Source organism: Herminiimonas sp. KBW02, from assembly GCF_003852535.1.
Classification (GTDB): Bacteria; Pseudomonadota; Gammaproteobacteria; order Burkholderiales; family Burkholderiaceae_D; genus Oxalicibacterium.
Genome location: NZ_QAJP01000003.1, coordinates 1 through 25,585, shown reverse-complemented (window position 1 = coordinate 25,585; position 25,585 = coordinate 1). Strand labels below are relative to the sequence as shown.

Sequence of the window (25,585 nt, the reverse complement as noted above, 5' to 3'; positions counted from 1 at the left end):
CGTGCTATCAGCGAGAGTCCTGGCATTGGCGCAGGTTGGCCTGATAAAAGGCAATGAATTCCTGCGGCGCCAATGCTTTCGAAAACAGCCAGCCCTGCCCGAAGTCAACATCATGCGCACGCAGATAGTCCGCTTGTGCCTGCGTCTCCACCCCTTCTGCAACGATCTGCAATTTCAGGGCTTTCGCCATTTCTATAATGTGCGGTGTAACGCTACTGGTGGCTGAACCTGTGTCTATCGTATCGATGAAGGATTTGTCTATCTTTAGCGTATCCAGCGGCAAGCCCTGCAAATAGGCCAGACTGGAATAACCGGTACCAAAATCATCGATCGCAACAGAGTGTCCCATCTCGCGGGCAGTGCTAATCGTAGTGCGCGCCGCATCGATATCCATAAAGCCGCGCTCGGTCGCTTCCAGCCAGATTTGCTGCGCTTGTATATCGGTGCCGTTGAGTGCCTGCCTGACGACATCCAGTGCACGTCCGGTTTTAATATCTTCAGCGGAGATATTAATGGCGATGTGTAGTTCGCGATTGGCCTGTAGCAGTGCGCCCAGGTCACGCACAACCGTAGCGATGACCTGGTCGGTAATCGGTAAGATCAGGCCACTTTCTTCTGCCAGCGGAATAAATAAATCCGGCCGCGTCATGCTGCCATCCGGCCGACGCCAGCGCACCAGGGCTTCGGCTCCCACGCACAGGCCACTCTTCAATTCGATCAGAGGTTGGTAGTGCACGATAAATTCCTGCTTATCTACCGCCAGCTTCAATTCGCCTAGTGGCGATAATCGTTTGCGCGATACCCACACGATCACGCCGACGATCAGTGCCGCCAGCAATAGACCCAGTGGCAGCAGCACGACCATTTCGCGCCACATTTGTGCGGCGAGGCGACCTTCCGGTTCGATCACAATGGCAATCAAATCCTTGTCACGCAGTATCTGCGACGCATGGGGCACTTGACTCCCTTCCAGCAGTTGCTGCACCAGAGCTGGATCGGGCTCATGCAGGCCGCCCAGGATTTTGCCATTGCGCGTAGCAATGGCCAGTTGTACTTCGGGCCCGGCGATGATGTCGGCAAAACGGGCCGGATCGATCAGTACCTTGTATGGTGCCGAACCCAGGCTGATCATCCCTTTGCCGCCGTTGACCTTAGGCAGGATGCTGGTACTGACTTCAAGACCGTTGTCGGTTATAAATTCGATGGGTGTTTGTTTGACTTCCCTCAGTATCAGTCCGGCCGATGTGCATTTCAGGATGCCCTGATCGAAATAGGCGATGTCTTCCATATTGCGTGAATTCATCTCGATCAGACGCATTTGCCGGATGTGGGCAGGCGAGCAGGGCGGGCTACTCAGTTGCTGGGCGGTTTGCAATGCGCGATAGGCGTCGTCCAGTGATATGCGCGCCCGCTCTATGCCCCACTGGGCAATGGTAAGCAAGCGGGCGGATTCGATATCGGCGGCACGCTGCCAGGATAGATAAAGCGTTGCGGAAATAGTCGACAGGGAGCCAAGTACGGCCAGCAGGGTTGCTACGATGATGACTTTGGCTTGATTCAAGAGATCCCCTTATCAACTTCTTATATGGCGTGAGCGCCGACGTGACCTTCGTTTTGAGATCTTGACGTTGTAAATGTACATCTTTTTGCTAAGACCGGGTTTGCCTGGTTTTCATCTGTAACCACGCTTGCGCCTGGGGCTGAGTTTTTACCGAGAGCAGTACTTATACTAGTTGTCTGGCCTGCTCCAGCGTTCCTGGTTTAATCTGGGCACGTATCTAAGTCGCTAAAACCCCTTGCCTGGTTCCCCTGAGAGGCCTAGATTGTACTTATGCTCACTCATAGTCGCGGCGAACCGGCGGCAAGAGAGTAAACTGCGTGCATCTTTTCGCACCCCGCGATACGAACATTCCTGTGAGCAACCATGTCTGAACCATCCTTTCCCCTTTTTGCCGACCTGAAACTGAGCGAGCCGCTGCTGCGGGTGCTGCAGGAGCTGGGTTACGAGTCGCCGTCGCCGATTCAGGCCGCAACCATCCCTTTGCTGCTGAATAACCGCGATGTGCTGGGGCAGGCACAGACCGGCACCGGTAAAACGGCATCTTTCGCCTTGCCTATACTGGCGCGTCTGGATATCAAACAAACCACACCGCAAGCGCTGGTGCTGGCGCCTACGCGCGAGCTGGCGATTCAGGTGGCCGAGGCATTCCAGCGTTACGCCACTTATATTCCTGGGTTTCACGTGTTGCCTATTTACGGCGGCCAAAGCTATGGCGCGCAACTCAGCGCCTTGCGCCGTGGTGTGCATGTCGTGGTGGGTACGCCAGGCCGGGTCATCGACCATCTGGAAAAAGGTTCGCTCGATTTGTCGCGTATTAAAACCATGGTGCTGGACGAAGCCGACGAAATGCTGCGCATGGGTTTCATCGACGATGTTGAAACCATACTGCAAAAAACCCCCGAGTCACGTCAGACGGCTCTGTTCTCCGCCACGATGCCATCGGCCATCAAACGGATAGCGACCACTTACTTACGCGATCCTGATCTGATCACGGTAGCGGCTAAAACCGGTACCGCCGACAACATCCGTCAACGCTACTGGCTGGTCAGCGGCATGCAAAAGCTGGATGCGCTGACTCGTATCCTGGAAGCCGAGACGTTTGACGGCATGATCATCTTCGCGCGTACCAAGCTGGGCACCGAAGAACTCGCCAGCAAATTGCAGGCGCGCGGCTTCTCGGCAGCAGCGATCAATGGCGATATCCAGCAACAACAACGTGAACGCACTATCCAGCAATTAAAGGATGGCAAGATCGACATCCTGGTCGCGACCGATGTGGCGGCACGCGGACTGGACGTCGAACGTATCAGCCATGTCATCAACTACGACGTGCCGTACGATCCGGAAAGCTATACCCACCGTATCGGCCGTACCGGCCGTGCCGGTCGCAGCGGCGAAGCCATCCTCTTCATCGCGCCGCGTGAGCGCAACCTGCTGAAAGCGATTGAGCGCGCGACGCGCCAGCCGATATCGGTGCTGGAATTGCCTAGTGTGGAAGCGGTGAATGATGTGCGTATCGCCCGTTTCAAGGAGCAGATCGCGGAAACCATCGCGGCGGGCGGTCTCGAAGTGTTCCATTCGCTGATTGAAGATTACGAGCGTGAACATAATGTGCCGGCGGTGGAAATCGCTGCCGCGCTGGCCAAGCTGGCGCGTGGCGATGTGCCGCTCTTGCTGGAGAAAAAGAATGAAGGGCGTGAGCGTTCATGGTCGGACGACAAGCCGGTATCAGGTGGTCGCTTTGAACGTGCCGAACGTTTTGAGCGTAGCGAGCGCCCAGCCGCACAGCGCAAGGAGCGCATACCACGTGCGCCGGATCCGGGCATGCAAACCTTCCGCATCGAAGTCGGCCACATGCACGGTGTGAAACCGGGCAATATCGTCGGTGCAATCGCGAATGAAGCGAGCCTGGACTCTAAATATATAGGCCGGATCGAAATTTATGACGATTACAGCACACTGGATCTGCCCGAAAATCTGTCGCCGGATCAATTCAATCACCTGAAAACAGTGTGGGTCGCTGGCCAGCAACTGAATATCAGCCGCGACGGTGAAGCGGCAGCAGTGCCAGCCAAGGTCGCAGCCAAACCGCCTTTTGAAAAACCGGCTCGTGCTGAAACCGCTCCGGTCGAGAAAGCGCCGCGCAAGGAAGCCCGCGAACGTGCCGAACCTGTAGACGCCGCGCCTGCGAAGAAAGAGAAAGAACGCGCTCCACGCAAAGGTGGCGCGGTGGATATGGAGCCGTACCGCATTGAGGTCGGCCATGTACACGGCATCAAACCTGCGAATATCGTCGGTGCGATTGCCAATGAAGCAGGGCTGGAGGCCAAATACATAGGCCGGATCGAGATATTTGACGATTACAGTCTGCTGGATTTGCCTGCCGGGATGCCAGCCGAAGTGTTTGACCAATTGAAATCGGTCGCCATCGGCCCGAACAAGCTGCGCCTGAGCCGTTCCGGCGTTGCGCCGGCACCGGAAAAAACCACAGGCAAGAAAATCACGCTGTCGGCACCGAATAAAGGCGGTGACCGTAGGGTGGCAGAGAAGGCGCGCAACAGCAAAGCGCCGTCGAAACGCGCTGGAACCATGGATAGCCGCTCTGCCGAGGCGGCCAAACCGAAGTCCCATCGCAAGGGGTGAGGCCGGTGTAGCTTTTTTACAAAGAGTGCGACAGATGTAAGCACGACGTAAAAGCTGCGCTATTATGTCCGTTCGGCAATGTTAGCGAGGTAATGATGAACGTCTTACTTTACGCATTATGTTGTTTAATTCTGCCACTCTGGATATTCAGTGGCTTGTACCTGGCAGTGGAGATCTTCCTCGATCTTAAAGAGCGCTATGCACGTTATGTAAAGAGCCAGTCGAATCGTCAATAACGCGACTGGCTGCCTTGCTGATCTGTTTATGCTGATATCAGCGATACATGTGCTGCCACGATGCGCCAGCCTTCAGGCAGGCGCAGCCAGGTATGACTTTGCCTCCCGATTCGGGGTTCGCCCACTCGGGTGAATTCGGTATTGGCGGTCGCATAATCCCGGCCATAAGTTGTAATCACCGTATTGACCAGTTCGCGTTCCAGACCTTTGGATGGCCGTGCCAGACGGAATACCCTGATCGCTTCGTATCCCCTTAGATTTTCCCCGGCGCCGTAGCGCAGCGTGTGCGGGCTATCCCAGAATAATTGGTCCAGCACCGCCACGTCATTACCGGTCAGCGCAGCTTCATAGCGCTGAAATGCAGCCGTGACCTCGGCGACTACTTCCGGCAGATTGATCTCGTGTTCCATCGTGTCTGCTCCCCTTTATGATTTATTTGCCTTGCCTGCATTCTTTTGGCTGGCTCGGTGCAAAGTCTGTACTACATTCAACAGGTCACCCTTGGTCATCGCGTCGTCTACGGTGATTCCATATTGTCTGGCTTCATCCAGATGGTGTGCTTCTGCTGGCTCATCCTGGTCTTCGCGCACGGTCATCGATAGTCTGATTGCGTATTCCAGGATACCGAGGCGCTTGATCAAATCTTCCATATGCCTGGTCTGTGTCATGTCGTTGGTCTTGCGTGATTGTAAGGTCAAATCTCCATACGGATGCGCAGTCTATCGGTGTCAGGTCGCCTCACTTCTAGATAATTCTTATCTCGCCGCATGTACCGCCATGCTCTAATCCCACGGCTAGACGCCGCGCCGGAATGCGCTGCCCGACGCCCGCAAAACCTCAGCAAAGAAATTAAAAATCCCTAAGGAAGTGTATGAGATTCTCCTTTTCCGGCGCAGCCATCTTGCTTGCGGCGTTCATCTTGATGGGCTGCAATACCATTCCTCAGGCTCGCATTGCTGAGGCGCCAGATGCGCGCAGCCAGGAAGAAAAATGCTATCAGGACCTGGCTGCGTTGAAGCAACTGGAACCGGAGACTTACGAAAAATACCGTCAGCAAATGCATGCCATCGATGAAAACTATCGGGTCTACAAGGCCAATGAATCGTTGCTCGACGAAAATGCATCCGAAGTCATGCTGACGGAAGTGAGAAAAAAGCTCTCGCTGGTTTGTACTCGTATTAATAACGCGGTCTATACGAATATGCGGGGCCGAGCCCAAAGCCTGAACAAGCTATGAGAAAGTGCGTCAAGGCTGCGCTGTCTTGTGTGTTGCTGTTTTCCGGCACAACAACGTTGGCTGTTGAAACCAGTCTGCTGGATCGACTGGCTCAGGAAAAAATCATAGGCGATGCGGAGCTTCGCCCGCAGGCTCTTCCGGTGCCGCAACCATCCATCTCCACACATCCGGCTGAAGTGCCTGAAACAAATACGGATAAGTTACGAGCAGAGAACGCGCAACTCGCCCATCAATTGCATGGGGTGAATGAGCGGATCCTGGCAATGCAAAAAAAAATATCTGACATAGAGCGGGCTAGTGCGCTGTCGGCACGCCAGAAAACTCAAGGACAGAATGCGCGACAGGGAACTTCGGCTTCAGGTACACCAGCCCGGACCCAGGATAGAAACCTCGCCCGGATCCGTGATTTGAACAAGCAGCTCGATGCTGCAGTGAAGCAGCGGAATGCGCTGGCGGTCGAACTCTCGAATATGAAAGCGGTGACGGACAGGAATAAATCCGATGGCGCTGCGCTCAATGCAGCTCGAACCGAAATCACCGGCCTGAAAAAGCAGACAGCAGAGCTGCAAGCCGCCAAGCAGGAACTCCTTAGCAAGGCCAAATCCGATGACAGCGCACTCAGCACTAATCTGAGCACGGCCAGAACGGAAATCGCGCGTCTGCAGAAACAGGTGGCCGAATTACAAGCAGCCAATAAAAAACTTCTCGAGGTATCCAAATCAGATAGCGCTGTATTCAGTGCAGATTTGAGTGCGGCGAGAGCAGAAATCGCCGACCTGAAAAAACAGGCGGTGGACTTACAAGCGGCTCATCAGCAGCGCATGGAGTTATCTACATCCGGCGGCGCTACGCTCAACGACGATTTGAACGCAGCCAGAAGCGAGATCGCAAACCTGAAAAAACGGGCAACGGAGCTGCAAGTCGATAATCAGCAACTCATAGAAAAATCCAGATTCGACAGCGGCGTATTCAACACCGAGCTGAAGGACGCCAGGGCCGAAATTGCCAGTCTGAAAAAACAGACCGCCGAATTGCAAACCGGCAAACGCTACGCCGTAAACGACAAGGCATCCAAGGATGTGCGCACCAGCTATGCTGTGGGCACCTGGTACGCGGAAACGGCGGCTAAGGAAACCCAGAAGCTTGCTGCGATAGGAAAGAAACTGGATATCCAGGCATTTTCCCAGGGCTTCAATGACAAGCTCAATAACGGTCTGCAGTTATCGCAGGACAAGTTGGCAGCAGAGATCAACGATGCGCAAAAGCAGCTGAAGGCAGCCATGCAGTCTACGGAAAAACAGAGCAAGGCTTTGATGGACGCAGCGGCAAAAGAAAAAGGTGCAGTGAAAATGCCGGACGGCATCGTCTATCGGGTTGTGGACAAGGGTAAAGCACCGACCATGACGGACCGGCAGGAAGTGGTATTCGAAATTAGCGAACAACTTTCAACGGGCGAAGAACTCAATCGTGAGACGCAAGCCAAACGCGTGCAGGAATTGTCACCGTTGTTCCAGACTATCTTCCGGCAACTCGGCGTCGGAGGCGCGGCAAAGATACTCACACCTGTGACGCAGGCGCATGCTGATGCGATGGGTTTGCCGACAGGCACGGTGTCCATCATCATGGTTAAAATCGCCGGTATCAAATAAAGCTGCATCCACCATACCAGTGTCCGCGGGGCACTGGTACTTGGGTAATCCGGGCAGTTGCCGCCCGGATTACTTCCTTTATTCCACCGTTACCGATTTCGCCAGATTGCGTGGTTTGTCGACGTCTGTACCGCGTGCGAGTGCGGTGTGATACGCCAGTAATTGCAGCGGGACGACGTGCAAAATAGGTGACAGTTGGCCGTAGTGTTCCGGCAGGCGTATGACGTGCACGCCTTCACCTGAAGTAATGCGCGAGTCGGCATCCGCGAAGACATATAGCTCACCGCCGCGGGCGCGCACTTCCTGCATATTTGATTTCAATTTCTCGATCATCGGATCGTTCGGTGCCACCGTGACGACAGGCATTTCTTCCGTGACCAGTGCGAGCGGGCCGTGTTTCAGTTCACCTGCCGGATAAGCTTCGGCGTGGATGTATGAAATTTCTTTCAGCTTTAGTGCGCCCTCCAGTGCGATCGGATAATGCAGGCCGCGTCCGAGGAAGAGTGCGTTTTCCTTGCGTGCGAACGCCTCGGCCCAGGCGATGATTTGTGGTTCCAGTGCGAGCACAGCGCTGATTGCAGATGGCAGGTGACGCATGGCTTTGAGTTGCGCGGCTTCCTGTTCATCGCTGAGGCGACCTTTGACTTGTGCCAATGCCAGGGTCAGCAGGAAGAGGCCTGTCAGTTGTGTGGTGAATGCTTTGGTCGAGGCGACGCCGACTTCGACGCCGGCACGTGTGATGTAGGCCAGTTCGCATTCGCGCACCATGGCGCTGGTCGCTGCATTGCAGATGGTCAGGGTCTGACGCATGCCTTGCGCCTGCGCATGACGCAGCGCAGCCAGCGTGTCGGCGGTTTCGCCGCTTTGCGAGATGGTGACTACCAGTGAATTCGGGTTGGGTACGCTGTCGCGATAACGGTATTCACTGGCGATTTCTACGTTGCAAGTGACGCCGGCGAAGGCTTCTATCCAGTACTTGGCGGTCATACCTGAGTAGTAGCTGGTGCCGCAGGCCAGAATGAGTACGGAATCGACTTTCTTAAAGATGCCGTAGGCCTTGTCACCAAAGATTTCCGGCGTAATCGAGGCAATGCCTTCCAGTGTGTCGGCGATGGCGCGCGGTTGCTCGAAGATTTCCTTCTGCATGTAGTGACGGTAAGGGCCGAGTTCGACCGCGCCGGTGTGTGCATGCACGGTTTTGACTTCGCGCTCTACCGGCTTGCCGTTTTCGTCGACGATCCAGACGCGTTGCAATTGCAGGTCAACGACATCGCCTTCTTCCAGGTAGATGATCTGATCAGTTGTGCCTGCCAGCGCCAGTGCATCGGAAGCGAGGAAGTTTTCGCCATCACCGACGCCGACGATCAGTGGCGAACCACGACGGGCACCGACGACGCGGTGTGGTTCATCGCGGCTGAAGACGGCAATCGCAAAAGCACCTACCAGGCGCTTGGTTGCCAGTTGTACGGTCTCGAACAAATCACCTGAGTACAGATGATCGACCAGATGGGCGATGACTTCAGTATCGGTCTGGCTTTCAAACACATAGCCCAGTGTTTTCAGTTCATCGCGCAGTTCATCGTGGTTTTCGATAATGCCGTTGTGCACCAGTGCGATACGATCACGTGAAAAATGCGGATGTGCGTTGTGCGAAGCCGGGGCGCCATGGGTGGCCCAGCGGGTATGTGCGATACCGGTAAAGCCGCTCAGGTTTTCCTTGGCGATTTGCTTTTCCAGCTCGGCTACGCGGGCAGTGCTGCGTGCCCGTTCGAGTTTGCCGTTGACATGCAGCGCGACGCCGCACGAGTCGTAACCGCGATATTCGAGTCGTTTAAGGCCTTCGACCAGGATGGGAGTGATATTGCGTTGAGCGACTGCGCCGACGATACCGCACATAGGAACCTCGTTGTGTAGGAATGAATTGCACAATACTAGTAGAAGGCAAATGAAATAAGATTCCGAAATTTATTAACATTTGGCATATTATTTCAATGATGATATAAGGTGAAATGTAAATTCAAATATGTAAAATATTTTTACTAAATAATCGTAAATAATGGATAAGCAGCTGGATTTAGACGATTTGGACAAGCGCATATTGAATGCCTTGCAGATGGATGCGTCGCAGACCAACAACGAACTGGCGCTGGCAGTCCACGCATCGCCACCGACTTGCCTGCGTCGCGTCAAACGCCTGATTGATGCGGGAGTGATAGCGCGGCAGGTTGCCATCGTAGCGCCGGAGAAGGTGGGCGCCGGGCTGACGTCGATAGTGGAAATCACGCTGGATAACCAGGCGGATGAGCGCCAGGTTGAATTTGAAGTATTGGTGGCGCAGGAGAGTGCAGTGCTGCAATGCTACCGGGTGTCACCGGGGCCGGATTTTGTATTGGTGGTGCAGGTGGCGGATATGCCTGCTTATCACGCGCTGGCACATCGCTTGTTTGCCACGCATGCGAATGTGCGTAATGTGCGCAGTTTCTTTTCTATCAATCGAAGCAAGTTCGAAACGCGCATCGCGGTGTGAGCTATCGCCGCGATGGCGTGATCAAATGCTTACTTCTTGATCTTGACCGGGCGTTGCCAGTTGTCGACGGTGATTTGCTTGGCACGTGAAACGGTCAGCTTGTCAGCTGGTGCGTCCTTGGTCAGGGTGGTGCCCGCACCTAGTGTTGCGCCTTTGCCGACACGTATCGGTGCAATCAGCTGGGTTGCGCTGCCAACGAAGACGTCGTCTTCGATGATGGTGCGCGATTTATTGACGCCGTCGTAGTTGCAGGTAATCGTGCCTGCACCTATGTTGACGCGTGAACCCACCGTCGAATCGCCGACATAGGTCAAATGATTGGCCTTGCTGTGTGCGGCGATTTCACTGTTCTTTACTTCAACAAAATTCCCGATATGCACGTCTTCTGCGAGGACTGTGCCCGGACGCAGGCGCGCGTAGGGGCCGATGATGCATTCGGCACCGACCACTGCATTTTCAAAATGGCTGTAAGGGCGAATATGACTGCGCGCACCTATGCTGGTATTGTGGATCACGCAGTTTGCATCGATGCGCACGCCATCAGCCAGACTGACGTCGCCTTCAAATACACAGCCGACATCGATGCTCACATCGCGACCGCAAGTGAGCGTGCCACGGATATCTATGCGTGCCGGATCCGCCAGCGTGACGCCTTGTTCCAGCAAGGCATGGGCGAGGTTGCGCTGATGTATGCGTTCCAGTTCGGCCAGTTGCACCTTGCTGTTGACGCCGTGGGTTTCCCATTCATGATCCGGCTGCGCGGAAACAACGGCCACGCCAGCGGCGACAGCGCTGGCAACGATATCCGTCAGGTAATACTCGCCTTGTGCATTGTTGTTGGACAACCTGGCCAGCCATTGCTTGAGAGCAGCAGTGGGCGCGACCATGATGCCGGTATTGATTTCATTGATTTCGAGTTCGGCGGGTTGCGCGTCTTTTTGCTCGACTATGCGCGTAATGGCGCCTTTTTCACGGACGATACGACCATAGCCGGTCGGGTTGCCGAGGTTGACGGTCAAAATTCCCAACTTATCCTGCCCCGCGCTGTCCAACAAACGCTGCAGTGAAGTTGCTGTAGTTAAAGGCACGTCGCCATACAAAATCAGCGTCGGCGTATGATCATCTAACTGGGGTACTGCCTGCATCACTGCATGGCCGGTGCCCAGTTGTGGTTCTTGTTTGGCAAATGACAGGTCATGGGCTTGCAGCAATTGCGGCACTTGTTCACCGCCGTGGCCGTAGATGACGCACAAACGGGTGGGCGACAATTGCCGCGCAGTATCGATCACATGGGAGAGCAAAGGCTTGCCCGCCAACGGATGTAACACTTTCGGCAGCGCAGATTGCATGCGCTTTCCCATACCTGCAGCAAGAATGACGATATTCATAGGAAGCCAGTTAAAAGAATGCAAAATTTTATCACGCGTCCCCTGCAGCATTTTGCAAAAAAAGCCGCGATCGTGCTCATGGCTACCTTGTTGCTCGCCTGCAGCGCGGCGCGCCTCGGGTATAGCAATGGTGAAACGATTTCGTATTGGTGGCTGGATAGCTATGTTGATTTCGACAGCTCACAGAAGCAATGGGTCAAGGAACGGATAGACAAGGTCTTTGTCTGGCACCGCCAGACCCAGTTGAAGGAATACGTGCGTCTGATAGACCGTATGCGGCACAGGGATTTTGCCGCAGTAACGCAAGCGGATCTGTTGGGTGACTATCGTGATGTCACTAGCCAGGTGCTGGAGATTGCCGATAAGGCGACGCCTGATTTTGCCGACCTGGCCTTGTCATTGACGACGGAACAGATCGCCAATATTGAAAAGAAATTTGCCAAATCGAATGATAAATTCCGCAAGGAGTATCTGGTCGGCACGACTGAAGAGCGTCAGGAATTCCGTTATCGCAAGACCCTGCAACAGGCCCAGTATTGGTTCGGCGGTTTCAGTCGTGAACAGGAAGCCAGTATCCGCAGCTTGTCTGACGCACGGCCTTTGAACAATGAATTGCTGATGGCGGAACGGCAGCATCGTCAGCGTGCATTGATAGTCCTGCTGAAGAAAATACATGCCGAGAAGCCAGGCAAGGAAGCGACTGTCGCGATGCTGCGGAAATATGTGGCGGCGACGATGGATCGCTATGGCAACCAGCAGCAACAAACATTCTTTGAGCAATTGAATACAGCAAATGCAAATCTGGTGGCGGGCATCATGCGCATGACGACGCCCAAGCAAAAAAGCTACTTTGTCCAGACCTTGCAGGATTGGGTGAATGACTTCAACACGCTGGCCGCCAAAGCCGCTTGATTGCCGTGCCTGATTGTCAGCTCGGTAGCAGCATCACCAGCTTGACCTCACGCGCAGCGGCCAGGTTCAGCGTCACCTGTTCGTAGGTAAGCACACCCAGGGTCGGGTGCCGGAAGCGGCGGCTGCCGCCGTCCCGTCCCAGCACATGATGTGTATTCCACAGTTTCTTAAATTCCTCGCTGCTGCGCATTAACTCCGCGATCAGACTCGCATAGGGTTCCTTGTCCGCATGCTTGCCGCAATCGGCGCGGAACTCGGCGACCAGCCGTTGTGCACGCTCCGGCCAGTCGGCAATCAGGCTGCGCGCACTGCTTGTGCCAAACATGAAGCGCAAGAGATTGGCCGGGGCAGTTGCTTTGCCCTGGTCCAGCCAGCCGCTGAATAAATCTGTGGCCGGGCGATTCCATGCGACGGCATCCCATTGCCGGTTCAGGATATAAGCCGGGGCACGTATCGCCTTGACGATAGCAGCGAAGTCGGTCGATGAGTCAGCGGAGCTTGCCTCCGCTGTGGCGTCCAGTTTGTCTGCCAGGCGGAACAAATAAGTCCGCTCGGCCGCCGTCAGATGCATCACATCGGCCAGCCGTCCTAGTACTTTGGCGGAAGCGGATACCGGCCGTCCTTGTTCCAGCCAGGTGAGCCAGGTCGGGCTGACCTCGCATAACTGCGCCAGTTCTTCGCGCCGCAAGCCGGGGGTGCGACGACGCCCATCGGCGCGCAAGCCGACAGCCTGAGGTGTGGTTTGCTCACGGTGTAAGCGTATGAATTCGCCGAGTTGCTTATGCATGGTGGTATTCCGGGGTTAGTCTGGCAGAAAATATACCAGTATAAATACTTGTCTTGTTACAGGATAAATCATCGCCTATCGTACATCTACCCAATCATGTGGAGATGAAAAATGAAACAGGCAGCAGTAGTAGCAGAACAGTTCGGCAATACGGCCGCGTCATATCTGACCAGTTCGGTGCATGCGCAAGGCGCGGATCTGGAGACGGTGCGCGATATTGCGCGCACGCTGCAGGCGCCCGCGATACTGGACCTCGGTTGCGGCGGCGGCCATATCAGCTTTGCGGTTGCACCGCATGCCGCGGCTGTCACTGCGTGTGATTTGTCCGAACAAATGCTGACTGTCGTTGCTGCATCGGCGGCACAGCGCGATTTGCACAATATACGTACCGAGCAGGCGCAGGCCGAGCATTTGCCGTTTGCAGATGCATCCTTCGATCTGGTCGTCACCCGTTTCTCGGCACATCACTGGTTGCATGTGCCCAGCGGTTTGCGTGAAATGCACCGGGTCTTGCGTCCTGGCGGTATGGTGGTGGTAATCGATATCGTCGCATCGGAAGTCGCCTTGCACGACACGACCTTACAGGCCGTAGAGTTGCTGCGCGATGCATCGCATGTGCGGGACTATCGTGTTTCGGAATGGGCCGTGATGTTTGCCGATGCCGGGTTTACGCATGAATACGTACGCGGCTGGAAGTTGCGCATGGTATTTGATGAGTGGATTGCACGTATGCGCACACCGCCAGAACGGGAGGCAGCGATACGTAGCCTGTTCGATACCGCGCCGGAAGAGAGTCGCGCTTATTTTGCGGTACAGGATGACTACTCGTTTGATATCGACGCTGCCTTCTTTACTGCCAGAAAATAAAAAAAGCCCCGCAATGCGGGGCTTCTTCTTGTGAGCTTGGTGCTGCTTAGTTGTCTGCCCGCAGCGGGATAATGCCGGGAATGCTGGTACTGCCGGTCGAACATGGTTCTTCGTCAAAGGCGATATCGCCATTCGCCATCGCCTCGCCAGTCGCCTTCAAATCGGCAAAACCAAACAAATCCTTGTCCATCAGGTGCGAAGGAACGACTGTGGATAAGGACGAGAAAATATTATCGACGCGACCCGGGAATTTCTTTTCCCATTCGCGCAACATGCCTTTGATTTGCTTGCGCTGCAGGTTTTCCTGGCTGCCGCACAGGTCGCATGGAATGATAGGGAAGTTCTTTACCTGCGCATAGCGCTCGGTATCGGCTTCTTTCACATACGCCAGCGGACGGATCACGATGTGTTTGCCATCGTCGGATTGTAGCTTGGGCGGCATGCCTTTGATCTTCGCGCCGAAGAACATATTCAGGAAAAAGGTTTCCATGATGTCGTCACGATGATGGCCGAGTGCGATCTTGTTGGCGCCCAGTTCATCGGCCACGCGATACAGGATGCCGCGACGCAGGCGTGAGCACAGCGAGCAAGTGGTCTTGCCTTCCGGGATCAGGCGCTTGACGATGCTGTAGGTGTCCTGGTTTTCGATATGGAACGGAATATCCAGTTGCTTCAGATAAGCAGGCAGGATGTGATCCGGGAAGTTCGGTTGTTTCTGGTCGAGGTTGACCGCGACGATATCGAACTTGATAGGCGCGCGTTCGCGCAAGGTCATCAGGATATCCAGCAATGCATAGCTATCCTTGCCGCCGGACAGGCAAACCATAACCTTGTCGCCGTCTTCTATCATGTTGAAGTCGCCGATGGCCTGGCCGACCTGACGACACAAGCGTTTGTGCAGTTTGTTGTTTTCGTAAACGATCTTTTCGTTTTGTTTGAAACTCAGGGCAGCGTCGTTTTCCGGTGCTGTTGTGGTTTCTTGCATGAGGGCTTGTGACACCTTAGTTCCCCTTGATCTGGAATACCTCTACGCCTACTGATTCGCAATCAGGGTAGACGTCGGGCTTTTCGGTTGAAACACGTGCGGCGCGTACTTTCGGATGCGCCAGCATGGCTTTGATCACGTCGTCGCACAGGGTTTCCTGCAAATGGATGTGGCCTTGCGCCATGCGCTTGGCGATGGTGCTGCGCATGTAGTCGTAATCCACGACTTCATCCAGGTGATCGGCGGTAGGCGTCGATTCTTTCAATGGGATGAAGAGATCGACGTTGATCAGGACGCGCTGTTCACCTTTCTTTTCAAACTCGTGCACGCCTATATTGATCTGCACTTCGTAGTTACGCAGGAAGAGGCGGCGGCAGTCGGCGAGTTGTGGGTGGAACAGGAACGAATTCATATAAGTAAACCGGTTGTACTACAGGTGAAAAATCTGGGTGTTCAGGATGCGACAAACATCACATCGCGTTGTAATGGGATCAGGTGCTGGCCGCCATCGACCAGCAGCGTCGTGCCCGTCATCGCCTGCGCTTCGACTACGAAGCGGACGGCGTGGGCAATATCGTCGGGTGTGCTGGAGCGTCCCAATGGGGTGACCTTATGCGCGCGCTGGAATTCAGCTTCGCTCTGGTCGCCGGAGACCAGCGTAATACCGGGTGCGACGCCGACTACACGTACTTTAGGTGCGAGTGCCTGCGCCAGCATGGTGGTCGCGCTTTGCAGCGCGGCCTTGGACAAGGTGTAGGACAGGAAGTCTGGGTTCAGGTTAAACAGCTTCTGATCCAGCAGATTGACTACGACCGCTTGCGCGCCGTCCGGCGTGGCGCGGTGCAGTGCTTGCGCCAGCAACACGGGAGCTACCAGATTGGTATGCATATGCGCATCCAGTGTCGCGGTCGAAAAATCTGCTGCGCTATCGTAATCGAACAACGACGCATTATTGACGACGCAGGAAACCGGGCCCAGTTGGGCGGCTGCCTTATCCAATAAGGTTTTTACTGCAGCTTCATCATTCAGGTCGCATTGCAATGCAATCGCACGTTGGCCGAGCGCCGTGATGTCGGCGACCGTCGCTGCTGCTTCCGCCGCGGAACGGGCGTAATGCACGACCACGTCCCAGCCGTTTTGCGCCAGCGCGAGCGCGATCGTACGGCCGATGCGACGGGCGGCACCGGTCACGAGGGCAGTCTTTTTCAATGGCGTTTGCTTATCTGTGGACATGAATGGTTGTGTGTTTCGCTGATTTCTCTACAATACCGCCATGCAATTGCAACTCCCAGAACCTTCTTCGGACGCATTATCTGCGTCACACAAGCTCCAGAACCTGATTGTTGACGAAATTAACCGTCATGCGGGCTGGATTTCTTTCGCCCGTTATATGGAGCTGGCGCTGTATGCGCCGGACGTCGGTTATTACAGCGGCGGTGCTGCAAAACTTGGCAAAGACGGTGATTTTACAACCGCGCCCGAAATTACGTCGCTTTTTGGTGAAACCCTGGCCCACGCGGCCGAGGGCTTGATGGCGCAAAGCGCGCCGCAAATCCTTGAATTCGGTGCCGGCACCGGCAAGCTGGCGCTGGATATCCTGACCGAATGTGCCGCTGACGGCATTCCCCTGGAGCGTTATTCCATCGTGGAATTGTCGGGTGAATTACGTGCGCGCCAGCAGGAAACCCTGGCGGGTTTCCCGCAAGTGACCTGGCTGGACGACTTCCCGCCGGCATTTTCTGGTGTCGTGCTGGGCAATGAAGTGCTGGATGCGATGCCGGTCTCGCTGGTTGTCAAAGGTGAAACTGAGTGGCTGGAGCGCGGCGTCAGTATTGCTGATGGTCGTTTTGTCTTTGTCGATCGTCCATGTGACCAGGATTTGGTTGCGCAGATTCCCGATGCGGCTGAATTGCCAGTCGGTTACCTGACCGAAGTACATCCGATTGCGGGTGGCTTCATGCACACGCTGGCGGGCATGCTGACGGCCGGGTTTGAGCAATCCGGCAAAGGCGGCGCGGCGATCCTGATCGATTACGGCTTCCCGGCCAGCGAATACTATCTGGACCAGCGCGCCGAAGGGACGCTGATGTGCCATTACCGTCATCATTCCCATCCGGATCCGTTTTACTTGCCGGGTTTGCAAGACATTACCGCACACGTTGATTTCACCAGCATGGCGTATGCCGCGGTGCGTAATGGCCTGGAAATGGTCGGTTATATGAGCCAGGCCGGTTTCCTGCTGGCGGCTGGCCTCGGTGATCGCTTGCTGGCGACCGCGCCGGAGGATCATATGGCTTATCTGCCGAAGGCAAATGCGGTGCAGAAGCTGACTTCGCCGGCAGAGATGGGTGAGTTATTCAAAGTGCTGGTCGTGGGCAAGGCAGTGCAGTTGCCTGACCAGTTTGATCGGGCGGATCAAAGCCGCCGACTGTAAAGCCGGATGCCGGAGATATAGACCGGCGCGTCATGAAAGTTGCACATGGTTCGCTGGTTTATTACGATTTTCATCGCCGTCATCGTGTTTTCCGCTGCTTTGCCGTGGCTGGAAAAATTCGGCATCGGTCGTTTGCCCGGTGATGTACGTTTCAAGTTGTTTGGCAAAACCATCTTTTTGCCATTCGCCTCTACCGTTTTGTTATCTACCGCCATTTTTTTGCTGGCGCGCCTGTTTTGAGTGTTACTCCGGGCAAGGTTTAGCGAGGGATAATTCATGATACGTTGGGTCGCAGTGATCTTTATCGGACTGACCGTCTTCTATGCACTGATACCGTGGATCATCGAAAAGCTGGGCGTGGGCCGCCTGCCGGCGGATGTACGCTTCCAGCTGTTTGGCCGGATTTTTGTGTTGCCCTTCGGTTCTACTGTGTTGTGGTCAGCGCTTGCCTTCCTGATTGCCGAAATCGTCAAGCGCACCTGCCTGTTCTGTTAAAACGCTATAAAACCGAGGTTTTATGTAGCTAGTTTTGCGATTTTTCTGCCATTTGGCGCGCTAATGATATTATTCACCACTTATCAACAGTAGGGCTGGCGGGTAGAAACTGCGAGTTCCCTTAGTAGTGGACATATTTATCATCCTGGGTTTGATCCTGGTAAATGGCGTTTTTGCCATGTCTGAAATTGCGGTCGTAACCTCCAAACGTATCCGCCTCCAAAAATTATCTGAAAACGGCAGCCGGGGTGCACAAGCGGCACTTGATCTGTCCGACAGTCCTAGTCGTTTCCTCTCCACGATCCAGGTCGGTATTACGCTGATCGGCATTTTCAACGGTGCGTTCGGTGAAGCGTCGCTGGTTGAGCGCCTGACGCCTGAAGTGGCACTGATTCCGTTTGTTAGCGCGTATGCACGTGAAATCGCGCTGGCTATCGTGGTGGTCGGTATTACTTTTGCATCGCTGATTTTGGGTGAGCTGGTACCTAAACGCATCGCCATGCAATATCCGGAAGTCGTGGCTTCGCTGGTGGCTGCGCCTATGCTGTGGCTGTCGCGCCTGATGGGGCCTTTCGTCAAAGTCCTGACCGGGACCACCGAATTCATCCTGCGCATCCTCGGCATGCATCACAAGAAAGACGATGCGGTGACCGAAGAGGAAATCGCAGGTCTGTTCCGTGAAGGTACCGACGCTGGCCTGTTTGAAAAAACCGAACACGACATCGTCTCGCGCGCCCTGCGTCTGGATGACCAGCGCGTGGCAGGCCTGATGACGCCGCGTCTGGACGTGCACTTCATCGATCTGGAAGATCCGATCGAGGTGAACCTGGCCAAGATTGCCGATAGCTCCTATAACCGTTTCCCGGTCTGCCGTGGCGATATCTCGCATGTAATTGGTATCGTGCATGCAGGCAGCCTGTTTGAACAGGCGATACGCGGCAAGGCGATCAATACCGTGGATATCGCAGCAGCGACGCGTCCGCCTTTGTTTGTGCCGGAAACCATCAGTGCGATGCAATTGCTGGAAACGTTGAAGAAAAACCGTGCCGAACTGGCACTGGTGATTGATGAATACGGTGAAATCGAAGGTATCGTCACCCTGAGTGACGTGCTGGGTGCGCTGGTAGGTGATGTTTCTGTTATCGACGAACACCACGAAGTCGACGGCGTACGCCGCGATGACGGTTCATGGCTGATCGATGGTGGCGTGTCGTTTGATCGCTTCCGCGAATTGCTGGAAACCGATGTGCGCTTCCCGGAAGAAGCATCGGGCACCTACCATACGCTCGCTGGTTTCGTGATGACCTTCCTCGGTCACATTCCGCAAATGTCCGATTCCTTTGAGTGGGAAGGCTATCGCATCGAAGTGGTCGATATGGACCGCAACCGCATCGACCGCCTTTTGATCACCAAGCTGGAACCGTCGCCGGACGATGCTGCGCCGGATGAGGCAGGCTAAGTAGTACGAGTGTAAATTACAGCTGTAAAGAAAATGGCCGGATAACTATCCGGCCATTTTTGTTTGTGGCGATTACATAGTCGCGCGATAAAACACGTAATCGGCCTGGTACTTGACGATTTGTTTGGCGTTAACGTTGGCCGCTCCGCAGGGAGTAGCTGGCGCGGCGCCGCCGACCGTGTTCAGGCGCTGGATATAAGTAATATCGCTCATCGCACCTTTACCCATCGATGGGTTTGCTTGCACCAGTTGCAAAGGGATAGAGCCGGGATTTGGCGAGACGGCCAATTGCTTGCCGGTTACCTTGCTGCCATCGTTGGCTTCCCAGGTCGGCCCGCCATAGTATTTGCCGACGGCCATCTTGTTGCTGTCGTACAGGATCGCATCCGGTCCGGCCAGCACCCATTCGAAGGCGCCTGGCATATTGGCCTTGGCGCGACATTGGTAAGTCAGCTCACCAATACCGACCGTTTTCATCACGACTTTATTGCCAGCGGGAACCGTTACGGCAGCGGGTGCCTCCGGTGTTTTCATCATCATATGGCCGGAGCAGGCGGTCAGTGTGGCAGCAGCGGCGAGCAGGGTAATTTTTGCGTACATGGAAGTCTCCTGATTGGTTGATGGATCAGGGCCGGATAGCACCCATGACCATATACGCCGGGCAAGGTGTAGCAGATTCAAATAACGTTAAGAAATATTTGAAATGTGTCTTCGTAAAATTCAGGGAAATTTTTTGCACAGTGTTGCAGCATGCATCAGTTTTTCTCATGCGAGCACTTACTCTGCAAGTACACCCTAAGCATGAAGACTCTTGGTATGGCGATGACAATTGTTGACATGTTGATGCAACTTAGGCGGGTCTGTCTGATTGTGACTTATGGTTAAAAGGCAATAAAAGTGCGTGTCTTTTACGGGTGGGTATGGTCTAGTTGCGTACAGGGAATTAGCAGTAAATTGTTTCAGTCGGATGGTGTGCTCAACGAGTTTGGCAGGACTTTCTCAGACGGATTTACATGCAACACACAGGCGAACATCACGCTATGCCCGCACCGGATAACGCTCCGCTCCACACGGCTGCCTCCGATCCTGTTACGCCTTTACACGGTGCCGGCAGCAAGTCTGCCAAGTCGGCAAAAATCCACGTGGTGCGCGCGCGTCGCCAGACCATACTCAATCACCGCAATCGTCAAAATGCCCGTCTGCAGCGTTTGCTGCTGATTGGTTTGTTCGGCTTGTTCTATCTGGTTGGTGTGGCGGTGTTTTACATGCACGGTCTGGTCGATCAGGTGGCGTTGACGACTGCAACCGTACTCATCACCAGCACGGTGTCATTGTTCTATTTGTGTTTTCTGACCGGCTGGAATAACCGCGCCCGCGAAAAGAATCTGCGCGTACCTATCAGTCTGTGCGCGATAGGCATCATGTTGTTGCTGTCGTATATGGCGCCGGCCACGCAAATCCTGTTCACGCCTTTCCTGTTTCTGACGATGACCTTCGTCCTGCATCGCGTTTCACCGAAAATGATGTTTATGCTGACGATCACGACGCTGTGCGGTTATTTGCTGGTGATCGTCGTGCATTATCTGGAGTTCCGTGACTGGGCGATGTTGCAGCTGGAAGGGGCTTTGTTACTGAGCTTGTTGTTGACCTTGCCGGGTTTCGTGGTGTTAGCCAGCCGTATGCAGCAATTGCATAACGCCTTGTTCAAGGCAGCGCGCAAAATCAAGGACATCGAGGAAGATGCGCAACGTGACGTCTTGCTCGGTTGCTATAACCGCCGTTATATCGTGGCTGCTCTCGAGCAGCAAAAGCGGATGGCGGATGAAAGCGGTGCACCGCTGTGCCTGGCGGTGATCGATCTGGATCACTTCAAGCGAGTGAATGACGAGGCGGGGCACCTGGGGGGCGACGAAGTTTTGCGTACTTTTGCCCGCGTAGCCGAGGGTAATGTGCGCAAGCAGGATATTTTTGGGCGTTATGGTGGTGAAGAATTCCTGCTGGTGTTGCCGGAGACACCACTCTCCGCCGCCTTGAATATTTCTGAACGGATACGGACGCAGATTGAGCACTATGACTGGCAAGGAAAACTGCATCATCGCGTCACGATATCCATCGGTCTGACCCAATATATCGCGGGTGAATCGGTGCTCGACTTATTCTCGCGCACCGATACGGCGATGTACACGGCGAAACAGAATGGCCGTAATCAGGTTGTGGTCGAAGGTGCAGCGGTGGAGGCCGTGATGGCCCGGGTATGACCTTATCCATTGGGTACTCGGGTCGGAGCTGCGTCTGCTGTGTGGTCGAATTGACAGCTGAAATGATTAAATTGCGATGACACCGTTTAACAAATGTAATATTGTTCCACGGAAAGATTCCTTTACGCCCGTGCTGTTCGCCGCGCGTACCTTCTCATTTGGCGTTGAAATACCATGCAAGAACTTGCCGGACTAACCGCCCTGATCATAGAGCCGCATGCCGGCATGCGTGCCAGCATCCACAATATGTTGAGCCTAGGGGGTATTAGCAAGATCGAATACGCAGCCGGTTCCGGCAGCGCGATACGTCCGCTCAAGCATAAGCAGTTTGACCTGGTGATCTGTGAATATGATTTGGGTGAGGGGCAGGATGGCCAGCAATTGCTGGAAGACCTGCGCCATCACAAAATCATGCCACCTTCCACCGTGTTCATCATGGTGACCGCCGAACGCAATCATGAAAAAGTTATCAGCGCCGCCGAACTGGCGCTCAACGACTACGTACTCAAGCCCTTTACTGCTGAAACCCTGATGGAACGGATCGCGCGCGCGATCGACAAGCGCAATGCGCTCAGCCCGATTTATCTATTGATAGAACAGGGCAACCTGAGTGATGCGATTAACGCTTGTGTACAGGCGGAACGTACACAGCCCCGTTACCAGGCCGAGTTCATGCGTTTGCGTGCCGAATTGCATATGACGCTGGGCGAATTGCCTGAAGCGGAGGCAATCTACGCCGAAATCTTTGCCAAGCGTTCGATAGCATGGGCGCGCCTTGGTCTGGCCACCAGTCTGTTTATGCAGGACCGGCTGGAGGAGGCGGAAGAAATGCTGAGTTCACTGGTCTCCGAGAAAAAGCAATTCCTCGAAGCCTATGACTGGCTGGCCAAGACACAGGAAGCCAGGGGATTAATGCCGCAGGCGCAAGCCACGCTGGAACATGCGGTCACACGTTCGCCGCATGCGTTGCAGCGCCTGCGCAAGCTCGGCAACGTGGCGCTGGAAACAGGCGATGTCGATACCGCGCACAAGGTATTTCAGCAAGTGATCAACAAGGCAAAATTTTCCGAGTTCCGTGAGCCGGAAGACCATGTGCATCTGGTCAGGACCTCGCTAGCCAAAGGCGAATTGCAATTGGTGTCGCCCATCATCCGCGACCTTGCGAAATCGCTGTCTAACGTCAAGAAAACCCCGGCCTGCCGCGCGCTGGCGACGGCCATGCTGCATAAACATAATGGTGATGAAGAGCAGGCGGTAGAAGAACTGGAGGCCGCGGTATTGGCGTGCAAGGAAGCGATAGGCTTATCTAACGATACCAAGCTGGCATTGGCGCAGAACTGCCTGGCCAGTGGGCTGGAGCAGGGTGCCGTTGAGGTGATGACCTCGGTGGTTGGTAATGCTTCCACCAATGTCGCGATGACGCGTGCAATGCGTCTGTTCCGCGAAGCCGGGCGTGAGGACCTGGCCAAGCGTGTGGCACGTGAAAGCAAAAGTCAGGTGGTGGATCTGGTATCGGCCGGCGCAGAGAAGGCACGTCTCGGTGATTATCACGGTGCTGTTGCGCTGATGTCGGAAGCCGCGGAAAAACTGCCGGACAATCCGCAAGTTGTGTTCAACGCTGCGGTCGCAGTGCTGAAGTGTCTCGATAGCCTGGGCTGGGATGGGCAACTGGGCGAGCAGGCGCGTACCTTTATCGCCAATGCGCGTCGCCTCGATCCGCGTAACCCGCGCTTATCCCTGTTGGCCAGCATGTACCGGGACATCCTGAAAAAATACGCGATGGAACGCGTTTACGGCGTTCCCATCAAGGCATTGAACACCGCACCGCAGGCCGAGAAGCAATAAGCTCAGGGCGCGATCAGGATCGCCTGAACCAATTCTGGTGGACGTGCAATCACGGCACGCTGTCCGAAGCGCACGACAGGGCGTTGCAGTAATTTCGGATGGCTGGCCAGTGCATCCAGCAGGCGTGCGTCGTCGGCATGGCTCAATTGCAGTTCGCTGAATTCGTCTTCATTGTCGCGCACCATGGCGCGTACGCTGACAGCGCCTTCCGATTGCAGCAATTGATGTAACTCCGCGAGTTGCGTGCGGCTCAATGGTGTCTTTTGATAATCGACTACGTTCAATTCCAGGCCGTGTTGCGCAGCAAAGGCTTCGCTTAGTGCCAGTGTTTCGCGGGATTTTGAGCAGCGTGGATTGTGATAAATGGTCAGCATGATGTGCGTCAAAGTCTGGTGAGAAGAGGCGACATTATGCCGTTTCCAGCCTGCGACGGTGGTATTGCAGGCCGGGAGGCGGGCGAAGAATGAAGGGTATGCCTATAATCAGGGCCTGATCCGGTGAAATGGCGTAGCGTTGCGCGATATTCGATGAATTTCTGTATTTTTAAACAATTTGCGGTGAAGCCGGATAATTCTGCGATATGTGTTGTCTATCTTTACTCGATTTAAAAGTGATGCCATGTCTGACAACTCCAATAGCAATTTACCTCCAGTCTCAAACACTCCTGCTGAAGCTGCCTCGCCCAATGAAGCTGTTACCTCGCCAGAAGCCCCGTCCCATGTAGAGCCGCAAGTTGGCTCCGTGCCATCGCCTGCGTCGTTCAAGACCAAGCCGGATTTCGGCAAACACAATGTGCCCGCTTACCAGATGCCGGACGATACCCCGTGGAAGCAGACCTGGCGCATCTTTCAGGCGCGCCTGCAAAGCCTGTCCGAGCAGGTCGGCCGTCGTCTGACGCAGCGCACCTTAAAAATCGGTGTTTCCGCCCGTATCTTTCACCCGGAAAGCGGGGCCAAGGGCTTGCAGGCGAAAACTCTGCAGTACCTGGAAGAATCAATTGCGCAATGGGTCATGTCGCGCGATGTGCTGGTGCTGATGATCCCGACCGTTAATACCAATGGGTTGCTGCATCCGAGCAAGATACGTCTGCGCGATTATGCAAAACACCTGGACGGCCTTGTGCTGCAAGGCGGCGCCGACGTTGCGCCGCAGACATACTCACAGACCGCGACGCGACCGGAATGGAGTGGCGACAGCTCACGCGATATGTATGAACTGGAGCTCTTACATGAATTTATTGAGGCAGGGAAGCCGGTGCTGGGTATCTGCCGCGGTTGCCAACTGATCAATGTGGCGTTCGGTGGCACCTTGTATCAGGACATTGCTACCGACGTGCCGAGTGCGATGCTGCACGTAAATGACTTGTACGATAGTCATCGTCACGAAATTTCGTTTCCGCCCGGATCGTCGCTGGCGTCGCTGTTCCCGGGCCAGACTTCGCCGCTGGTCAACTCTATCCATCATCAGGCCGTGCGCGACCTGGGGCGCGATCTGACTATCGAAGCGATATCGCAAACTGACAACATTGTCGAAGCGGTACGTTATACCAAGGCGCGTTTTGTCATGGGTTTGCAATGGCATCCGGAATTCCATCGGGCCGGTGGTTCCGAGCTGCTGGATTGCACGCCTGTCCTTGATAATTTCCTGCGTGCAGCAAGGGAAACACGCTTCTGATTTCTCCTTACGGATCACCCTGGTCCGCCCGCCTATAAAAATATTTTAAAAAAATAGGTGAAGAAACGTAGCAAATTGTTGACAAGGGTGACCGACTCCCATATAGTTTGGGGTTCCCCGCGGAGGGGTGGCCGAGTGGTTAATGGCAGCAGACTGTAAATCTGCCCTCTTACGAGTACGCTGGTTCGAATCCAGCCCCCTCCACCAAGTTTTTAGCAGTAAAAGCTTTGAAAAAAGCGCAGTATTCGCAGTGCAAAAAAGAGATGTGTAAGTGGTGACCCTCGCGGGTGTAGCTCAATGGTAGAGCTGAAGCCTTCCAAGCTTATGACGAGGGTTCGATTCCCTTCACCCGCTCCAAGTTTTTAAAGGTTGGACGTGCCGCAGCAGTGTTGGTACCGGACGGCTAGTTTGCCCTTTTAGCTCAGTGGTAGAGCACTCCCTTGGTAAGGGAGAGGCCACGTGTTCAATCCACGTAAAGGGCACCAAGAATTCTGTAGTTCATTTTTATCGGTAAGTCGGTCGGGCGTGTGCCTGAACATTCTCATCAAAATTGTTAGGAGTCTAAGATGGCAAAAGGCAAATTCGAGCGGACCAAGCCGCACGTGAATGTGGGCACAATTGGTCACGT

At 54.7% G+C, this 25,585-nt stretch carries 24 protein-coding genes, 3 tRNA genes and 1 pseudogene; 17 read left to right on the top strand and 11 right to left on the bottom strand.

The window, feature by feature from the left end:
* Window positions 1-7: 7 nt before the first annotated feature.
* Window positions 8-1,561 (bottom strand): EAL domain-containing protein, encoded by a 1,554-nt coding sequence (locus tag DBR37_RS01910; RefSeq protein ID WP_124572608.1) that lies wholly within the window; start codon window positions 1,559-1,561, stop codon window positions 8-10.
* A gap of 363 nt (window positions 1,562-1,924) precedes the next feature.
* On the opposite strand from DBR37_RS01910, the gene DBR37_RS01905 reads away from it, so the two are divergent.
* Entirely contained in the window at window positions 1,925-4,204 is a 2,280-nt protein-coding gene (locus DBR37_RS01905; RefSeq protein ID WP_124572607.1) for a DEAD/DEAH box helicase, read from the top strand.
* 262 nt (window positions 4,205-4,466) lie between these two features.
* On the opposite strand, the gene hpxZ is transcribed toward DBR37_RS01905, so the two are convergent.
* Together hpxZ and DBR37_RS01895 are read right to left on the bottom strand one after the other, a co-directional pair.
* The gene (gene hpxZ / locus DBR37_RS01900) at window positions 4,467-4,850 is read right to left on the bottom strand and encodes an oxalurate catabolism protein HpxZ (protein ID WP_124572606.1); all 384 of its coding nucleotides are present in this window, start codon (window positions 4,848-4,850) and stop codon (window positions 4,467-4,469) included.
* Window positions 4,851-4,865: 15 nt separating this feature from the next.
* Complete coding sequence (locus tag DBR37_RS01895; protein ID WP_233588251.1) at window positions 4,866-5,138, bottom strand: hypothetical protein; 273 nt, start codon at window positions 5,136-5,138, stop codon at window positions 4,866-4,868.
* 173 nt (window positions 5,139-5,311) lie between these two features.
* Here DBR37_RS01895 and DBR37_RS01890 point away from each other — a divergent pair, with 173 nt between their 5' ends.
* Complete coding sequence (locus tag DBR37_RS01890) at window positions 5,312-5,677, top strand: hypothetical protein (RefSeq protein ID WP_124572605.1); 366 nt, start codon at window positions 5,312-5,314, stop codon at window positions 5,675-5,677.
* Window positions 5,674-7,326, top strand: a complete 1,653-nt coding sequence (locus tag DBR37_RS01885; RefSeq protein WP_124572604.1) for an FKBP-type peptidyl-prolyl cis-trans isomerase N-terminal domain-containing protein — start codon at window positions 5,674-5,676, stop codon at window positions 7,324-7,326. The genes DBR37_RS01890 and DBR37_RS01885 overlap by 4 nt, the downstream gene beginning before the upstream one ends.
* A gap of 78 nt (window positions 7,327-7,404) precedes the next feature.
* Here the strand turns inward: DBR37_RS01885 and glmS are convergent, their stop codons facing one another.
* Entirely contained in the window at window positions 7,405-9,222 is a 1,818-nt protein-coding gene (glmS, locus tag DBR37_RS01880) for a glutamine--fructose-6-phosphate transaminase (isomerizing) (protein WP_124572603.1), read from the bottom strand.
* A 160-nt stretch (window positions 9,223-9,382) separates the two neighbouring features.
* On the opposite strand from glmS, the gene DBR37_RS01875 reads away from it, so the two are divergent.
* Window positions 9,383-9,853 carry an Lrp/AsnC family transcriptional regulator gene (locus DBR37_RS01875; RefSeq protein ID WP_124572602.1) on the top strand — a complete coding sequence of 157 codons (471 nt, stop codon included), beginning with the start codon at window positions 9,383-9,385 and terminating at the stop codon, window positions 9,851-9,853.
* A gap of 29 nt (window positions 9,854-9,882) precedes the next feature.
* Here DBR37_RS01875 and glmU read toward each other — a convergent pair whose 3' ends face one another.
* The gene (gene glmU, locus DBR37_RS01870; protein WP_124572601.1) at window positions 9,883-11,241 is read right to left on the bottom strand and encodes a bifunctional UDP-N-acetylglucosamine diphosphorylase/glucosamine-1-phosphate N-acetyltransferase GlmU; all 1,359 of its coding nucleotides are present in this window, start codon (window positions 11,239-11,241) and stop codon (window positions 9,883-9,885) included.
* Between the two features lie 18 nt (window positions 11,242-11,259).
* Between glmU and DBR37_RS01865 the strand changes: the two genes are divergently transcribed.
* Window positions 11,260-12,153, top strand: a complete 894-nt coding sequence (locus DBR37_RS01865; protein ID WP_124572600.1) for a DUF6279 family lipoprotein — start codon at window positions 11,260-11,262, stop codon at window positions 12,151-12,153.
* Between the two features lie 16 nt (window positions 12,154-12,169).
* Here the strand turns inward: DBR37_RS01865 and DBR37_RS01860 are convergent, their stop codons facing one another.
* Entirely contained in the window at window positions 12,170-12,940 is a 771-nt protein-coding gene (locus tag DBR37_RS01860; RefSeq protein ID WP_124572599.1) for a helix-turn-helix transcriptional regulator, read from the bottom strand.
* Window positions 12,941-13,051: 111 nt separating this feature from the next.
* On the opposite strand from DBR37_RS01860, the gene DBR37_RS01855 reads away from it, so the two are divergent.
* Window positions 13,052-13,807 (top strand): class I SAM-dependent methyltransferase, encoded by a 756-nt coding sequence (locus DBR37_RS01855; RefSeq protein WP_124572598.1) that lies wholly within the window; start codon window positions 13,052-13,054, stop codon window positions 13,805-13,807.
* 46 nt (window positions 13,808-13,853) lie between these two features.
* Here DBR37_RS01855 and ttcA read toward each other — a convergent pair whose 3' ends face one another.
* Genes ttcA through DBR37_RS01840 form a run of 3 tightly spaced genes read right to left on the bottom strand, consistent with a single transcriptional unit; the run spans window position 13,854 to window position 16,025 of the window.
* Window positions 13,854-14,792 (bottom strand): tRNA 2-thiocytidine(32) synthetase TtcA, encoded by a 939-nt coding sequence (gene ttcA / locus DBR37_RS01850; protein ID WP_124572597.1) that lies wholly within the window; start codon window positions 14,790-14,792, stop codon window positions 13,854-13,856.
* A 16-nt stretch (window positions 14,793-14,808) separates the two neighbouring features.
* A complete protein-coding gene (locus DBR37_RS01845; RefSeq protein ID WP_124572596.1) occupies window positions 14,809-15,204 on the bottom strand; it encodes a dihydroneopterin aldolase in 396 nt (131 codons plus the stop codon).
* 41 nt (window positions 15,205-15,245) lie between these two features.
* Window positions 15,246-16,025 (bottom strand): SDR family oxidoreductase, encoded by a 780-nt coding sequence (locus DBR37_RS01840; RefSeq protein WP_124572595.1) that lies wholly within the window; start codon window positions 16,023-16,025, stop codon window positions 15,246-15,248.
* 40 nt (window positions 16,026-16,065) lie between these two features.
* Between DBR37_RS01840 and DBR37_RS01835 the strand changes: the two genes are divergently transcribed.
* The 4 genes from DBR37_RS01835 to DBR37_RS01820 all read left to right on the top strand — a co-directional run bounded on the left by DBR37_RS01835 (window position 16,066) and on the right by DBR37_RS01820 (window position 19,180).
* Window positions 16,066-17,226, top strand: a complete 1,161-nt coding sequence (locus DBR37_RS01835; RefSeq protein ID WP_199739009.1) for a class I SAM-dependent methyltransferase — start codon at window positions 16,066-16,068, stop codon at window positions 17,224-17,226.
* A 45-nt stretch (window positions 17,227-17,271) separates the two neighbouring features.
* Window positions 17,272-17,466, top strand: coding sequence for a DUF2905 domain-containing protein (locus DBR37_RS01830; RefSeq protein WP_124572594.1), 195 nt, complete (start codon window positions 17,272-17,274; stop codon window positions 17,464-17,466).
* A 36-nt stretch (window positions 17,467-17,502) separates the two neighbouring features.
* On the top strand, window positions 17,503-17,721 hold the full coding sequence (locus DBR37_RS01825; protein ID WP_124572593.1) for a DUF2905 domain-containing protein: 219 nt from the start codon (window positions 17,503-17,505) through the stop codon (window positions 17,719-17,721).
* 127 nt (window positions 17,722-17,848) lie between these two features.
* Complete coding sequence (locus DBR37_RS01820; RefSeq protein ID WP_124572592.1) at window positions 17,849-19,180, top strand: hemolysin family protein; 1,332 nt, start codon at window positions 17,849-17,851, stop codon at window positions 19,178-19,180.
* Between the two features lie 72 nt (window positions 19,181-19,252).
* On the opposite strand, the gene DBR37_RS01815 is transcribed toward DBR37_RS01820, so the two are convergent.
* Entirely contained in the window at window positions 19,253-19,780 is a 528-nt protein-coding gene (locus DBR37_RS01815) for a DUF3455 domain-containing protein (protein WP_124572591.1), read from the bottom strand.
* Between the two features lie 413 nt (window positions 19,781-20,193).
* On the opposite strand from DBR37_RS01815, the gene DBR37_RS01810 reads away from it, so the two are divergent.
* A complete protein-coding gene (locus DBR37_RS01810; protein ID WP_124572590.1) occupies window positions 20,194-21,438 on the top strand; it encodes a GGDEF domain-containing protein in 1,245 nt (414 codons plus the stop codon).
* Window positions 21,439-21,612: 174 nt separating this feature from the next.
* On the top strand, window positions 21,613-23,283 hold the full coding sequence (locus DBR37_RS01805; RefSeq protein WP_124572589.1) for a tetratricopeptide repeat-containing response regulator: 1,671 nt from the start codon (window positions 21,613-21,615) through the stop codon (window positions 23,281-23,283).
* A gap of 2 nt (window positions 23,284-23,285) precedes the next feature.
* Here the strand turns inward: DBR37_RS01805 and arsC are convergent, their stop codons facing one another.
* A complete protein-coding gene (gene arsC, locus DBR37_RS01800; RefSeq protein ID WP_124572588.1) occupies window positions 23,286-23,657 on the bottom strand; it encodes an arsenate reductase (glutaredoxin) in 372 nt (123 codons plus the stop codon).
* A 244-nt stretch (window positions 23,658-23,901) separates the two neighbouring features.
* On the opposite strand from arsC, the gene DBR37_RS01795 reads away from it, so the two are divergent.
* The 5 genes and pseudogenes from DBR37_RS01795 to DBR37_RS01775 form a co-directional block, all read left to right on the top strand.
* Window positions 23,902-24,957, top strand: a complete 1,056-nt coding sequence (locus tag DBR37_RS01795) for a gamma-glutamyl-gamma-aminobutyrate hydrolase family protein (RefSeq protein ID WP_124572587.1) — start codon at window positions 23,902-23,904, stop codon at window positions 24,955-24,957.
* 121 nt (window positions 24,958-25,078) lie between these two features.
* Window positions 25,079-25,164 (top strand) — tRNA-Tyr (locus tag DBR37_RS01790).
* Window positions 25,165-25,240: 76 nt separating this feature from the next.
* Window positions 25,241-25,314, top strand: a tRNA-Gly gene (locus tag DBR37_RS01785).
* 53 nt (window positions 25,315-25,367) lie between these two features.
* Window positions 25,368-25,442: transfer RNA gene (locus DBR37_RS01780), tRNA-Thr, on the top strand.
* A gap of 81 nt (window positions 25,443-25,523) precedes the next feature.
* Window positions 25,524-25,585: pseudogene (locus DBR37_RS01775) on the top strand (elongation factor Tu); the annotation flags it as partial.